The organism is Rhizobium bangladeshense (assembly GCF_001662075.1).
Taxonomy (GTDB): Bacteria; Pseudomonadota; Alphaproteobacteria; order Rhizobiales; family Rhizobiaceae; genus Rhizobium; species Rhizobium bangladeshense_B.
In genome coordinates, this window is sequence record NZ_LYPL01000003.1 from 437,652 (window position 1) to 451,517 (window position 13,866).

A 13,866-nucleotide genomic window follows, 5' to 3' on the forward strand; every position below is an offset into this window, starting at 1 on the left:
TCAGCCGTTGCCGGCAAGCAGCCGCTTGGCGGCCGCCCTCGCCTCTTCGGTCACCGAAGCGCCGGCCAGCATGCGGGCGATCTCTTCGGTGCGGTCCGTCTGCGCCATCGTCGCCACGCGCGTGGCGATCTTTTCCGAACCGTCGGTCGTCGGTCCCTTGGAGATCAACAGATGCGTTGCCGCCCTTGCCGCGACCTGTGGCGCATGCGTCACCGACAGCACCTGCACCCGATCGGAGAGCCGCTTCAGCCGCTGGCCGATCGCATCGGCCACCGCACCGCCGACGCCGGTATCGATTTCGTCGAAGACGAGCGTCGGCGCCGATCCACGATCGGCGAGCGCCACCTTCAGCGCCAGCAGGAAACGCGACAGTTCACCGCCGGAAGCGACCTTCATGATCGAGCCTGGCCGCGTGCCCGGATTGGTCTGCACATGGAATTCGACGACATCGATGCCTTCGGCAACGGCCTCCTGCGCATCAGTGTTGATCTCGACCATGAAACGGGCGCGCTCGAGCTTCAGTGCCGGCAGCTCGGCCATGACGGCCGCGGCCAGCGCCGTGCCGGCATGATGGCGCTTGTCAGAGAGCGCACGCGCCGCGGTATCGTAATTCTCCCGCGCCAGCCCGACCTCGGCTTCGAGGCGCGCAAGCTTCTCTTCGCCCGCATCGAGATCGGCAAGATCGGCGATCATGCGGACGGCAAGCGCCGGCAGCTCGGTGACCGGCACGGAATATTTGCGCGAAGCCGCCCGGAGGGCGAAAAGCCGCTCCTCCACCCGCTCCAGCTCGCGCGGATCATATTCGGTATTGCGTAGCGCCGCCTCGACTTCCATCTGGGCGTTGGAAAGCTGATCGAGCGCGGCATCGAGCAGCGTTACGGTGTCTTCGAGCAGTCCCGGCGCCTCATGGCTCTTGCGCTCCAGCCGGCGTACCAGCGAGGCGATATGGGGCACCGGCGAGGCATTGCCGTTCAGGAACTCGGAGGCTTCGGCGATGTCGCCGGCGATCCGCTCGGCCTTCATCATCTTCTGCCTGCTTTCGGCGAGTTCGTCCTCCTCACCGTCCTGCGGCGAGAGTTTCTCGAGCTCTTCGACGGAGGAACGCAGATAGTCGGCCTCGCGCGCCGCGCTTTCCACCTTCTCGCGGTGCTTCTTCAGCGTCCGCTCGCTGTCGCGCCACAGACGATATAGCCGCGAGACTTCTGCAACTTCATCGGTCAGTCCGCCGAAGGCATCGAGAAGGGTACGATGGGCGTTGGTATCGACCAGGGCGCGATCGTCGTGCTGGCCATGGATTTCGACCAGCATCTGGCCGGCCTGGCGCATCAGTTGCACGCTGACCGGCTGGTCGTTGACATAGGCCTTGGTGCGCCCGTCCGCAGATTGCTGGCGGCGGAAGATCAGATCGCCCTCGTCGTCGATGCCGTTTTCACGCAGCAGCGCACGGGCACCATGATCCATGCCGACGTCGAACACCGCCGTCACCTGGCCCTTGTCTTCGCCATGGCGCACCAGGCCGCCGTCGCCACGCCCGCCGAGCGCCAGCGAAAGACTGTCGAGCAGGATGGATTTGCCCGCCCCGGTCTCGCCCGTCAGCACGGACAGGCCGGTCTCGAAGGCAAGATCCAGCCGCTCGATCAGGACGATATCGCGGATCGAAAGCTGGATCAGCATTGGCCTTAGGAACCGAGCAGGAGTTTCTTGCCTGCCGCAGCGATCCACGAGCCCTTGTTTTCACGCGGCTCGGCGCCACCGGTCTGCAGCAGCTTGTAGGAATCGGCGTACCACTGGCTGTCGGGATAGTTGTGACCAAGAACCGCTGCCGCAGTCTGCGCCTCATCCACGATGCCCATCGCGTAATAGGCTTCGACCAGACGGGCGAGCGCCTCTTCGATCTGGTTCGTGTTGGGATATTTCTCGACCACGATGCGGAAGCGCGAGATGGCGGCGAGATATTCCTTCCGCTCCATATAATAGCGGCCGATCTGCATTTCCTTGCCGGCCAACTGGTCGCGCGCATAGCGGATCTTCGCCTGCGCGTCGTCGACATATTCGGAGTTCGGGTAATTGTCGACGACGGCCTGCATCGCTTCGATCGTCTTGGCCGAGGCGCGCTGGTCCTGCGTCACGTCGACGATCTGTTTGGAATAGGTGAGACCGACGAGATACTGCACATAGGCGGCATCCTGGGACTTCGGATATTGCGCCATGTAACGGTTGCCCGAGGCAAGCGCATCATCGAGCTTGCCCTGGCGGTATTTGACGAAGGTGCTCATCACAAGCGCCTTGCGCGCCCACTCGGAGAATGGATTCTCGCGGTCGATGGCGTCGAACTTGCGCGCCGCTTCCGCCATGTTGCCAGCCTTCATGTTGGCAAGGCCCTGGGTGTAGAGCACGTCAGGCGGGTCGGTTTCGAGGCCGAGCTTGGTGATGTCGATATCGGGGTCCGACTGGCAGCCGGATATCGAGGCGCCTGCGCTTAGCACCAGAAGCGATGCGAACAAAGCGCGCGCTGTCTTCATCATACCTTCAGATCCTGCATAAGCCATTCGAAAGAACCCCACTGCCGCCGCTCGCTCCATGGCAGCCACGCCTCGCTGGCGTTTCTAGCCACAAATGTGCATCGAGAGCAACGCAATGATAAGGCATTAACGCATTTTTGTGGCAGCCGCGGCCGGAATGACCGGCTTTTCACCTTCTTTCCGACCTGTTGCAGCTAAGCACCTGCCGTAAATGCCAATCGCTGCAGACTCGGGACGACATAAAAAAACCGCCTCCGGGAAAGAGGCGGCCTGGTCTTAAGAATATGCTGGAGGTCATGCCGACCAGGGAGCGAATTCCGAAGCGCTGACGGCGATCATTTCCCGAGCAGCGACGCGCTGGCGCGGCGTCGACGTCTCGACAACTTCGTAAGCGGAGGGATCGGCGAGCAGCGCCTTCAAAGCATTGGCATTCATCTTGTGGCCGCCACGATAGGAACGGTAGCAACCGATGAATTGGACGCCGGCGAGCGACAGGTCGCCGACGGCATCAAGCGTCTTGTGGCGGACGAACTCGTCCTTGGCGTAGCGCAGCCCTTCGACGTTGATAACGGTGTTGTCGTCGGAGATGACGACGGAATTTTCGAGCGACGAGCCGAGCGCATGTCCGGAAGCCCAGAGCCGCTCGACATCGCGCATGAAGCCAAAGGTGCGGGCGCGGGAAAGCTCGGTCTTGAAGACCGCGGCGCTCATGTCGCCGGCCCATTTCTGCCGGCCGATCAGCGGGCAGTCGAAATCGATCTCGACCTCGAAGCGCGTGCCGTCATAGGGACGGAATTCGCTCCAGGAACCGCCATGCTCGATTCGCACCGGCTTGGTGATACGGATATAGCGGCGCTTGACGCCGAGCGAGACAAGACCGGCCTGCTCGATCGCCTCGACGAAAGGCAACGAGCTGCCGTCCATGATCGGCATTTCGGCGCCCTGCACTTCGATCATCACATTGTCGAGGCCGAGCGCATAGATGGCGGCCATGACATGTTCGATCGTCGCGACCGAATGCGCCGGCGAAAAGCCGAGCACGGTGCAGAGGTCGGTATTGCCGACCTGCGACGAGACGGCTTTGAGTTCGGTGATGTCGCCATTGTCATGCAGGCGCTGGAAAACGACGCCGGTGTCCGATTCGGCCGGGTTCAGCGTGATCGAGACATTGGCACCCGAATGGACCCCGATGCCCGAGAGCGTCACGGGACGCGATACCGTCGTTTGAAAACCCAGCAAGCCAATTGCCATAAATTCTGCCTTTATTCTTCCGCTCCAGCGATCTGTTCCACGGTGCGGTTTTCATTCGTTCTGCAGAAGGAGCCTCGTTGAGGAGTCTCCTAGGGCAGTTTCCTTGCACCATACTTACGTGCGCCGGCGCTCTAATCCAAATCACTGTTTCTTTCGGTTTGTTACGAAGTCACACGATTGATATCGCTCAGCAATTCCGGCCTGAAAAACGCAAATGCCCGGGACCTGGATCCCGGGCATGAACGGTGTCGAATCGCAGCCTCAGTTCGACTGGCGACGCAGGAATGCCGGGATTTCCAGCTGGTCGTCTTCCTGCATCATGCGGGCCTGCGGAACCGCACGACCCTGATCGTCGAGATTACCGCGGCGCGGTGCGTAGAGGCTTGCTTCCGGCGACAGCGGACGGCGCTGCTGCGAAGCGGCAGGAGGTGCGGCGGTCATGTCAGCGGCAACCGCATCGTCGTCGCGGCGCCCCAGCGAATTGGTGATTCGCTTGAGCAGGCCCATTGGGCCGCGCTCTTCCTGGCCATGCGCAGAAGCCGCCTGCGTGCGGTGGTCGAGTTCGGCCTGAACGACCGGCGGGAAATCCTCCACCTTCGGCATGCGGACGGGTTCAGCCGACTGACGGATGACCGGCTCCTGCCGGACCGGCTGCGGCTGGATCGGCTGCTGCTGGATGGGCTGGCTCATCACCGGCTGGCTCATCACCGGTGCCGGAGCCTGCTGCTGCACCTGAGGACGCATGGCCGGAGCCTCCGGTGCAGGCGCGAAAATCTTGCTTTGCGGACGGAAGACTTCCTGCTGCGCAGCAGGCTGCTGAAGCGGTGCGGCGGCACGCGGGGCCGGAATCTCGAGCTCGCGTTCCATCTCGGCTTCGCGGATGGTCTGGGCGATCGGATCAATGGCCTTTGGTGCCTGCATCACCGGCGCAGGCTGAACTGCGGCCGCTGCCGGAGCAACAGCCGCGGAGGGACGGATAGCGGGCTTGGCAGCCGGCTGGAAGTTGCGCTCGGCGGCTTCGCTGATCGCCCGGTCGATACCGGTCGCAACGACCGAGACGCGGATGATGCCTTCAAGCGATTCGTCGAAGGTGGCGCCGAGGATGATGTTGGCGTCCGGATCGACTTCCTCGCGGATACGCGTTGCAGCTTCGTCGACTTCGAAGAGGGTGAGGTCGCGACCGCCGGTGATGGAGATCAGCAGGCCCTGAGCGCCCTTCATCGAGGTTTCGTCGAGCAGCGGGTTGGCGATCGCCGCTTCGGCTGCCTGCAGCGCACGGCCGGCGCCGGAGGCTTCGCCGGTGCCCATCATCGCGCGGCCCATCTCACGCATCACCGAGCGGACGTCGGCGAAGTCGAGGTTGATGAGACCTTCCTTCACCATCAGATCGGTGATGCAGGCAACGCCCGAATAGAGAACCTGGTCGGCCATGGCGAACGCGTCGGCGAAGGTCGTCTTGTCGTTGGCAATGCGGAAGAGGTTCTGGTTCGGAATGACGATCAGCGTGTCGACAGACTTCTGCAGTTCCTGGATGCCCATCTCGGCCAGACGCATGCGGCGGCCGCCTTCGAAATGGAACGGCTTGGTGACGACGCCGACCGTCAGGATGCCCTTGTTGCGGGCGGCCTGCGCGACGACAGGAGCAGCACCCGTGCCGGTGCCGCCGCCCATGCCGGCGGTGACGAAGCACATATGCGTGCCGTTCAGGTGATCGATGATCTCGTCGATGCACTCTTCGGCGGCCGCGCGGCCGACTTCCGGCTGCGAGCCGGCGCCGAGGCCTTCGGTGACGTTGGCGCCGAGCTGGATGATGCGCTCGGCCTTCGTCATCGTCAGCGCCTGCGCATCCGTGTTGGCGACGACGAAGTCGACACCCTGGAGGCCGGCGGTGATCATGTTGTTGACGGCGTTGCCGCCGCCGCCACCAACGCCGAACACGGTGATGCGCGGCTTCAGCTCGGTGATGTCAGGCTTTTGCAGCTTGATGGTCATGGTACCTGTTCCTTCTCTCTCTGGCCGCATCGCCACGCCGGCCAATTACTCAATTTCAGAAGCTTTCCTTCAACCACTGGCCCATGCGGGCTATGCGGCTGTTATTTCCCCCAAGCGACATGAGCAGCCCGCTCTGTGACGCATGTGTCTCCATGTCCGCGACCTGCGGATAGATCATCAGGCCGACGGCCGTCGAAAAGGCCGGGCCCTTGGCGGCCGTCGGCAGCCCCGACACGCCCATCGGGCGGCCGATGCGGACGTTACGGGCAAGAATGCGCCGCGCCACTTCGGCAAGGCCGGTCAACTGGCTCGCGCCACCCGTCAGCACGACGCGCTTGCCGACGATCGGGCTGAAGCCGGAGCGCTGGATCCGGTCGCGGATCAGTTCCATCGTCTCTTCGATTCGCGCCGAGACGATGCGCGAAACCAGCGCCCGCGGCACCTGCGACGGCTGGTCGCGATCATCCTCGCCGATCGGCGGGATCGAGATCAGCTCGCGCTCGTCGGAGGAATTCGAAAGCGCCGAGGCATGCACGACCTTCAGCCGTTCCGCATCCTCGATGCGGGTCGAAAGGCCGCGCGCCAGGTCGGTGGTGACGTGATGGCCGCCGAGGCCGACGGCGTCGGTGTGAACAAGCTTGCCCTCGGCAAAGACCGAGATCGTCGTCGTGCCGCCACCCATGTCGATCGCCGCGCAGCCGAGCTCGACCTCGTCGTCGACGAGAGCGGCAAGGCCGGATGCATAGGGGGTAGCGACGATGCCCTCGACCGAGAGATGCGCGCGATTGACGCTGAGCTCGAGGTTCTTCAGCGCCGAGCGCTCCGCGGTGACGACATGCATGTCGACGCCGAGCGCATCGCCATACATCGCCAGCGGATCGCGGATCCCGCGCTCGCCGTCAAGCGAGAAGCCGGTCGCCAGCGAATGCAGCACCGAACGGTCCTGGCGCAGCGACTGCTGGCAGGCGGCCGAGAGCACCTTCTTCAGATCGTTGAGCTCGACTTCCTGGCCGCCGAGATCGATGGTAGCGGTGTAAATGTCGCTGCCGAGGCGGCCGGCCGTCAGGTTGACGATCAGGCTCTCGACGGTCAGCCCCGCCATGCGCTCGGCCGCATCGACGGCGAGCCGGATGACGCCTTCCAGCGCGTCGAGATCGGCGATGACGCCGGTCTTGATGCCGCGGGAGCGCTGATGGCCGATGCCGATGATCTCGATATTGTGCGTGCGGCCCGGCAGGATCTGGCTTTCCTCGCGCGGCGTCAGCCGGCCGATCATGCAGACGACCTTGGTCGAGCCGATGTCGAGCACCGAAACGATATGCGACCGCTTCGACGAAAGCGGCTTCAGGCGCGGCAATCCGAAATGGGATGAACCGAACAAGCTCATATATTCTGCCCCGCCTTCTTCAATTCTTTCGTACGCTCCGTTACTGCCGCCTGCCGGCGAACCGCCGCTTCCGGCGTCAGCTGGATGGCGGTTCTGTCCGGCAATCTCAGATCGACCGCGGCGATGTCGCGCTCCAGCAGCTGATGCTGCTCGTCGAACTTCGCAAGTGTGGCCAGCGCCTGGTCGATGCCGTCTTCCGGCAGCTTGACGACGACGCCATTGTCCATGTGCAGGTCCCAGCGACGGCCCGATATCCAGACATAGGCCTTCACGCGCGCCTTCACGTCGGGCCATTTCGAGAAGGCCTCGTCGAGCGAAGCCGCTGCCGTTTCCGCATCGCGGCCAACGACGAGCGGCAGCGCCGAAAACTTGTTGTCCCGCAGCGGCGCAATGACGCTGCCGTTCTTTTCGATCAGCGAAAGCTCCTGCCCGTGCTGCCAGATCGCATAAGCCTGGCGTTCCCTGAGCTTCACCTCGATCGTCTTCGGGTAGATCTTGCGGACCTCGACATTCTCGACCCAGGGAAGATGGGCGATCTTCCGGCGGGCGGCATCGACGTCGAGCGCGACCAGCGATGTCGTGCCGTCGAGGCCGATCAGCTGCAGGATTTCGATTTCGGAGGTTTCGGAATTGCCGGAGACCTTGACATCCTCGATCGCAAAGCCCGCCGCCGTCGTCGTCGCCTGAGCGACGGCTTCCGTGTGACCGCCGAGCGACATGCCGTAAAGCCCCGTCGCGCCTAAGAAAGCCAGCGCTGAAACCGTGCCGGTATGGGCCGGGATATAGATGCGGCCACTGCCGAGGCTGATCAGGAAGCGAGTGACGCGGCGCAACGGACGCGGCAGGACGAATCGCTCTTCGGCTTCCACGGTCGGAAGCACGGCATGATGGCTGGGGCGCCCTACCTTCTTGACCATCAACGCAAACAAGACGCGTCCTCCACCATCCACCGGAGAAACTCACCAAAGGAATAGCCGGCATGGCCGGCCATTTCGGGCACGAGCGAGGTTGGAGTCATGCCAGGCTGGGTATTGATCTCCAGCCAGATGATTTCGCCGTCATCGGAGAAACGATCGTCGTAACGAAAGTCGGACCGACTGACGCCGCGACAACCGATTGCCTGATGCGCCCTTACGGCCAATGTTTGTATTTTTTGGTAAATATTCGGTGAAATTTTCGCCGGGATGACGTGTTTTGAACCGCCCGCGGCATACTTGGAATCGTAATCATAGAAATTGTGTCCCTGCGGCACCACCTCGGTGACACCAAGCGCCGTCTCGCCCATGACGCCGCAGGTGAGCTCGCGGCCGTAGACGTAGCGCTCGACAAGCACTTCCTCGCCATAGTGCCACTCGGGCGAGCTGACGACCTGCGGTGGATGCGCCTGATCTTCCGCGACGATGACGACGCCGAAGCTCGAGCCCTCGCGAACCGGCTTCACCACATAGGGCGGCTTCATCGGATGCGTCGAGGGAAAGGCAAAACGGTTGATAACCCGCGATTCGGCAACCGGAATGCCGGCGGCGGCAGCAACAAGCTTCGCCTTGTCCTTATCCATTGCCAGCGCCGAGGCAAGCACACCCGAATGCGTATAGGGGATTTCGAGATATTCGAGGATGCCCTGGATGGTGCCGTCCTCGCCAAAGGGCCCGTGAAGGGCATTGAAGACGACATCAGGCTTCAGCGCCGCGAGCTTTTCGGAAACGTCGCGCGCGACATCGATGCACGTCACCTGGAAGCCTTCCGCTTCGAGGGCTGCTGCGCAAGCCTTTCCCGAGGAAAGGCTGACCGGCCGTTCCGAGGAAAATCCGCCCATCAGGACAGCGACATGCTTGCGACTCATCAACACCCCCAAAAATAACTTCCACTTTTGAAATCGACGCTTGCGCGAAGCTGTCTGCGCCGTTTCGGGCCTTTGTCCGATCTGCATGCATTAGAGCATCATTATGGTTAATGAAGTGTTTACTTTCGTTAACTCCTGCCCCGGAAATTCGCGTTCCTTTACCTTTTGCTCATTTCGCCACCATTCCCACGCCGTCCGGGGAGGGACTCGAGCCGAGGAGGAAAATCCTATATTTTCAACAGGATATCGTGTCGCGCTGAATCACGATGGGCTCAGTCAAGGGAGTGCGATGTCATCGCTCAACGGCGGCCGGCGGCTTGATTGATTAATGCGGAGAGGGGCGATGCGCGATCCGCCCTGCTTTTTTATTGATGCGGATCTGACTTCCGGTTAGCGAATGCGCATGGATGAGCAGGGAGAAGATCATGCGATGCCTCGTCACCGGCGCTGCCGGCTTCGTCGGTAGTCCACTTGTCGAGCGGCTGCACGCAGAGAAGATTTGCGATCTTGTGGTCACCACCAGATCCGAAAGGTCTGCCTTTCCTGATGACGTCAGGCATTTTCCGATAGACATAACCGACAGGACCGACTGGGCGGCGGCGCTTGCAGGCGTCGACGTCGTCCTCCATCTTGCCGCCCGCGTTCACATCATGAACGATCGCGCAGCCGATCCGCTGGCGGAATTTCGCCGGACGAACACTGCCGCCACACTCAACCTCGCCGAACAGGCCGCCCGCGCCGGCGTGAAGAGATTCGTCTTCGTCAGCACCATCAAGGTCAATGGCGAAGACAACGATCGGCCGTTCCGGCATGACGACACGCCGAAGCCGATCGATCCCTACGGCATTTCGAAATTGGAAAGCGAAATCGGCCTGCGTGAAATCGCTGCCCGCACCGGCATGGAAATCGTCGTCATCCGCCCACCGCTGGTCTATGGCCCCGGCGCCAGAGGCAACTTCGCTCTTCTCGTCGGGCTCGTCCGCAAGCGGATACCGCTCCCTTTCGCTTCCCTGAAAAACCGCCGCACATTGGTGGCGGTGCAAAATCTCGTCGATCTGATCATCACCTGCGCGGCGCATCCCGCCGCCGGCGGCAAGATTTTCCTTGCCGGAGATGGTGAGGACCTGTCGACCCCGGAGCTCATCCGGGGAATTGCCGCGGGGCTCGGCGTCAAGCCGATGCTGGTCCCCTTCCCCGCCGCATTGCTGCATATGGCGGCGAAGGCTGTCGGGAAAGCGGCCGTCTATCAACGCCTTTGCGGTTCGCTGCAGGTCGACATATCCGAGGCGCGCAAGGTTCTCGGCTGGACGCCGGTCGTCACGCCACGCCAAGGCCTGAAACTGGCAGTGAAGTAGCTGTTATTCGCTGGTGACGCCCTGGAACGGGCGCACTTCGCGGCCGGGCATGAAGACACCGAGGCGCTTGATTTCCCATTCGAGCTTGATGCCATCTTTCTCGAAGACCTCGCGGCGCACTTGCTCGCCTAGATATTCGAGATCGTAGCCGGTCGCCTGCCCCATATTGATCATGAAGTTGCAGTGAAGCGACGACATCTGCGCGCCGCCGATGACGAGGCCGCGGCAGCCCGCCTCGTCGATCAGTTTCCAGGCCGAATGGCCGGGCGGGTTCTTGAAGGTCGAGCCGCCGGTCTTCTCGCGCACCGGCTGCACCGTCTCGCGATGATTGCGCACGGCGTCCATCTCGGCGCGGATCTGGGCGCGATCCTCTGGATAGCCCTCGAACAGCACCGAGGTGAAGATCAGATCGGCAGGGGCTGCGGAATGCCGGTAGGAATAGCCCATCTCGGCATTGGAAAGCACATGCTTGTTGCCCTTGCGGTCGACCGCGTTGACCTCGACCAGCCGCTCGCGCGTCTCGACGCCGTTGGCGCCGGCATTCATGCGCGCCGCGCCACCGATGGCGCCGGGAATGCCGTAGTAGAAATGGAAGCCGCCGATGCCGTTGTCCATTGCCATCGCCGCCACATGCTTGTCCGGGCAGATGGCGCCGGCAAGGATGCGGTTTTCACCGGCCAGCTCGACGAAGCCGAAGCCCTTGGCCGACAGGCGCAGCACGACGCCGGGGATGCCGCCGTCGCGCACCAGGATATTGGAGCCGACCCCGATCACCGTCAGCGGCACCTCTTCCGGCAGGATCTTCAGGAAGGCGACGAGATCGTCGACATCATGGGGCTGGAACATCAGCTCGGCGAGCCCGCCGGCCCGGAACCAGGTGACGCGATCCATGGGGGCATCCGGCGTGATGCGGCCGCGGATATCCTTTACACCGTCTCCGAGAGACGCGAGAAGCTTTTCCCCATTCACCTGTTTCATGCGGACTTTCCCGATAGGCCTTCCAGTTGTCTAGGCAGTGCGGCTGCCCAGGATGTGATGCTCCCAGCCCCCAACAAAACCACGAAATCGCCAGGCTTTGCAACCTCTGCAACCATCTGCGGCAGAAGCTCGGCCGAAGACAGGAAGCGGGCGTCGCGATGGCCGCCGGATTTGATGCGCGAGACGAGCGAGGTGGAGTCGACGCCTTCGATCGCATCCTCGCCTGCCGCATAGACGGGCGCCAGAAAAATGCTGTCGGCATCGTTGAAGCAGGCCGCGAATTCCTCGAACAGGCTTGCGAGACGGCTGTACCGGTGCGGCTGGTGGACGGCGATGATGCGGCCCTTGCAGGCTTCGCGGGCAGCGCGCAGCACCGCCTTGATCTCGACCGGATGGTGGCCGTAATCGTCGAAGATCTGCACCCCGTTCCATTCGCCCGTCAAGGTGAAGCGGCGCTTGACGCCGCCGAAGGAGGCAAGCCCCTTGGCGATATCGGCGCTCGATATGCCGAGCCGGTTGGCAACGGCGATCGCCGCCGTCGCATTGGAAATATTATGCCGGCCGGGCATCGGCATGACCAGCGCCTTGAGCTCGGTCACCTGGCCGGTGCGGCGGCGGCGGATCTCGACATCGAAGATCGAGCGCGTGCCGTCGATGCGCACATTCTTGAAGCGCACGTCGGCCTGCGGGTTCTCGCCATAGGTGATGATTTTGCGGTCCTCGATGCGGCCGACCAGCGACTGCACTTCGGGGTGGTCGAGGCACATGACGCCGAAACCGTAAAACGGCACGTTCTCGACGAACTGCCGGAAGGCGGCGCGCACCGCATCGAAATTGCCGTAATGGTCGAGATGCTCCGGGTCGATATTGGTGATGACGGCGACATCGGCCGGAAGCTTCAGGAAGGTGCCGTCCGATTCGTCGGCCTCGACCACCATCCACTCGCCCTCGCCCATCCGGGCATTGGTGCCGTAGGCATTGATGATGCCGCCGTTGATGACGGTCGGGTCGAGCCCGCCGGCTTCGAGAAGAGTCGCCACCAGCGAGGTCGTCGTCGTCTTGCCGTGGGTGCCGCCGATTGCAATAGCATTGCGGAAGCGCATCAGTTCGGCCAGCATTTCGGCGCGGCGCACCACCGGCAGCAGCTTTTCACGCGCCGCGATAAGTTCCGGATTGCTCTTCTTGATCGCCGTCGAGACGACGACAACTTCGGCATCGCCGAGATTTTCAGCCCGATGGCCGACGAAGACTTCGATGCCCTTGTCGCGCAGGCGCTGGACATTGGCGCTGTCGGCCTGGTCCGATCCCTGTACCTTGTGGCCGAGATTGTGCAGCACCTCGGCGATGCCGCTCATGCCGATGCCGCCAATGCCGATGAAATGGACGAGACCGATCGCCTTCGGCAGTTTCATGCGCGTGTCCTCTTGAATTCTGAGACTGTCTTACCGGCGGCAATAGCCTCAACCATGTCGGCAAGCAAGTTTGCCGCATCCGGTTTTCCGGCAAGCTTCGCCGCCGCCGCCATGTGCGACAGCTTTTCCGGATCGTTCATCACATGACTCAATATAGAAGCGATACGCTCCGGCGAAAGCTCGGACTGAGCAATCACCTTCGCCCCGCCAGTCGCAGCCAGTGCGGCGGCATTCGCCGCCTGGTCGTGGTCGAGCGCATGTGGATAAGGCACGAGGATGGCCGGGCGTCCGATGACGGAGATTTCCGAAACCGTGGACGCGCCGGAGCGGCAGATCACCAGATGCGCATTGGCAAGACGCTCGGCCATATCATTGAAAAACGGCGCGATATCGGCACCCATCTGCAGCTGCGCCACGCAGCCGCGCACCATCTCCATATCCTCCGGCCGAACCTGCTGCGTCACCCTGAGTCGCGCCCGCAGCGCGTCGTCGAGAAGACTGATCGCCGTCGGCATGGCCTTGGAGAAATACTGCGCGCCCTGGCTGCCGCCGAAGACGACGAGATGGAATGGTTCGCCGGGATGAGAGGGCGTATAAGGCTGTTCGGCTGCCGCAAGGATAGCCGGGCGCACGGGATTGCCGGTCGCAACCGTCTTATCGGAAAAAACATCGCCGCTTTCCGGCAGAAAGCCGCCGGCAATCGCCTTGACGCGCGGCGCCAACGCCTTGTTGGCGCGCCCCATGACGGCGTTCTGCTCATGCAACATCGAGGCGACACCGAGCCGAGTGGCGGCCAGCAGCGGCGGCACCGTGGGATAGCCGCCGAAACCGACGACGATGACGGGCCTCAGCCGCTGGATCAGCTTCTTGGCCGCCCGCATGCCGCTCCACAGCGTCCACAGCGAGCGGGCGACCGCAACCGGATTCTTCGAACCGATCGTCGCCGACGGTACGACATGGATCTCCTCAGCCGGGAATTTGCCGGCATAGCGCTCGGCCCGGCTGTCGGTGACGAGATGCACCGCGTAGCCACGCTCCTTCAGCTTGAAGGCCAGCGCCTCCGCCGGGAAAACATGGCCGCCGGTCCCCCCGGCGGCAAGCAGCACGATGCCTTTGCTCATGATCT

Annotated in this window: 11 protein-coding genes; 1 reads left to right on the forward strand and 10 read right to left on the reverse strand. The window is 62.8% G+C overall.

The genetic code is table 11. From position 1 onward, the window contains the following. The 7 genes from recN to A7X77_RS09715 all read right to left on the reverse strand — a co-directional run bounded on the left by recN (position 1) and on the right by A7X77_RS09715 (position 8,995). On the reverse strand, positions 1–1,674 hold the full coding sequence (recN, locus tag A7X77_RS09685) for a DNA repair protein RecN (protein ID WP_064682710.1): 1,674 nt from the start codon (positions 1,672–1,674) through the stop codon (positions 1–3). Between the two features lie 5 nt (positions 1,675–1,679). Continuing rightward, positions 1,680–2,549 carry an outer membrane protein assembly factor BamD gene (locus A7X77_RS09690; RefSeq protein WP_183837084.1) on the reverse strand — a complete coding sequence of 290 codons (870 nt, stop codon included), beginning with the start codon at positions 2,547–2,549 and terminating at the stop codon, positions 1,680–1,682. A gap of 267 nt (positions 2,550–2,816) precedes the next feature. After that, on the reverse strand, positions 2,817–3,773 hold the full coding sequence (gene lpxC / locus A7X77_RS09695; RefSeq protein WP_064682712.1) for a UDP-3-O-acyl-N-acetylglucosamine deacetylase: 957 nt from the start codon (positions 3,771–3,773) through the stop codon (positions 2,817–2,819). 261 nt (positions 3,774–4,034) lie between these two features. Next, positions 4,035–5,765, reverse strand: a complete 1,731-nt coding sequence (ftsZ, locus tag A7X77_RS09700) for a cell division protein FtsZ (protein ID WP_064682713.1) — start codon at positions 5,763–5,765, stop codon at positions 4,035–4,037. Positions 5,766–5,820: 55 nt separating this feature from the next. Continuing rightward, the gene (gene ftsA / locus A7X77_RS09705) at positions 5,821–7,152 is read right to left on the reverse strand and encodes a cell division protein FtsA (RefSeq protein WP_004668807.1); all 1,332 of its coding nucleotides are present in this window, start codon (positions 7,150–7,152) and stop codon (positions 5,821–5,823) included. After that, a complete protein-coding gene (locus tag A7X77_RS09710; protein ID WP_064682714.1) occupies positions 7,149–8,081 on the reverse strand; it encodes a cell division protein FtsQ/DivIB in 933 nt (310 codons plus the stop codon). Before A7X77_RS09710 ends, ftsA begins: the two co-directional genes overlap by 4 nt. Next, entirely contained in the window at positions 8,069–8,995 is a 927-nt protein-coding gene (locus A7X77_RS09715) for a D-alanine--D-alanine ligase (RefSeq protein WP_064682715.1), read from the reverse strand. Before A7X77_RS09715 ends, A7X77_RS09710 begins: the two co-directional genes overlap by 13 nt. A gap of 425 nt (positions 8,996–9,420) precedes the next feature. On the opposite strand from A7X77_RS09715, the gene A7X77_RS09720 reads away from it, so the two are divergent. After that, positions 9,421–10,350, forward strand: coding sequence for a UDP-glucose 4-epimerase family protein (locus A7X77_RS09720; protein ID WP_064682716.1), 930 nt, complete (start codon positions 9,421–9,423; stop codon positions 10,348–10,350). A gap of 3 nt (positions 10,351–10,353) precedes the next feature. Here the strand turns inward: A7X77_RS09720 and murB are convergent, their stop codons facing one another. Genes murB through murG form a run of 3 tightly spaced genes read right to left on the reverse strand, consistent with a single transcriptional unit; the run spans position 10,354 to position 13,861 of the window. Next, on the reverse strand, positions 10,354–11,328 hold the full coding sequence (gene murB / locus A7X77_RS09725) for a UDP-N-acetylmuramate dehydrogenase (protein ID WP_064682717.1): 975 nt from the start codon (positions 11,326–11,328) through the stop codon (positions 10,354–10,356). Continuing rightward, positions 11,325–12,740: a UDP-N-acetylmuramate--L-alanine ligase gene (gene murC / locus A7X77_RS09730; protein WP_064682718.1), complete on the reverse strand. Its 1,416-nt coding sequence runs from the start codon at positions 12,738–12,740 to the stop codon at positions 11,325–11,327. The genes murB and murC overlap by 4 nt, the downstream gene beginning before the upstream one ends. Then, positions 12,737–13,861, reverse strand: coding sequence for an undecaprenyldiphospho-muramoylpentapeptide beta-N-acetylglucosaminyltransferase (gene murG / locus A7X77_RS09735; RefSeq protein ID WP_064682719.1), 1,125 nt, complete (start codon positions 13,859–13,861; stop codon positions 12,737–12,739). The genes murC and murG overlap by 4 nt, the downstream gene beginning before the upstream one ends. Positions 13,862–13,866 lie beyond the last annotated feature (5 nt).

Excerpts from the sequence above, each read along its gene's own strand:
- recN (WP_064682710.1), bottom strand. The coding sequence starts at position 1,674 with ATGCTGATCCAGCTTTCGATCCGCGATATCGTCCTGATCGAGCGGCTG.
- A7X77_RS09690 (WP_183837084.1), bottom strand. The coding sequence starts at position 2,549 with ATGGCTTATGCAGGATCTGAAGGTATGATGAAGACAGCGCGCGCTTTG.
- lpxC (WP_064682712.1), bottom strand. The coding sequence starts at position 3,773 with ATGGCAATTGGCTTGCTGGGTTTTCAAACGACGGTATCGCGTCCCGTG.
- ftsZ (WP_064682713.1), bottom strand. The coding sequence starts at position 5,765 with ATGACCATCAAGCTGCAAAAGCCTGACATCACCGAGCTGAAGCCGCGC.
- ftsA (WP_004668807.1), bottom strand. The coding sequence starts at position 7,152 with ATGAGCTTGTTCGGTTCATCCCATTTCGGATTGCCGCGCCTGAAGCCG.
- A7X77_RS09715 (WP_064682715.1), bottom strand. The coding sequence starts at position 8,995 with ATGAGTCGCAAGCATGTCGCTGTCCTGATGGGCGGATTTTCCTCGGAA.
- A7X77_RS09720 (WP_064682716.1), top strand. The coding sequence starts at position 9,421 with ATGCGATGCCTCGTCACCGGCGCTGCCGGCTTCGTCGGTAGTCCACTT.
- murB (WP_064682717.1), bottom strand. The coding sequence starts at position 11,328 with ATGAAACAGGTGAATGGGGAAAAGCTTCTCGCGTCTCTCGGAGACGGT.
- murC (WP_064682718.1), bottom strand. The coding sequence starts at position 12,740 with ATGAAACTGCCGAAGGCGATCGGTCTCGTCCATTTCATCGGCATTGGC.
- murG (WP_064682719.1), bottom strand. The coding sequence starts at position 13,861 with ATGAGCAAAGGCATCGTGCTGCTTGCCGCCGGGGGGACCGGCGGCCAT.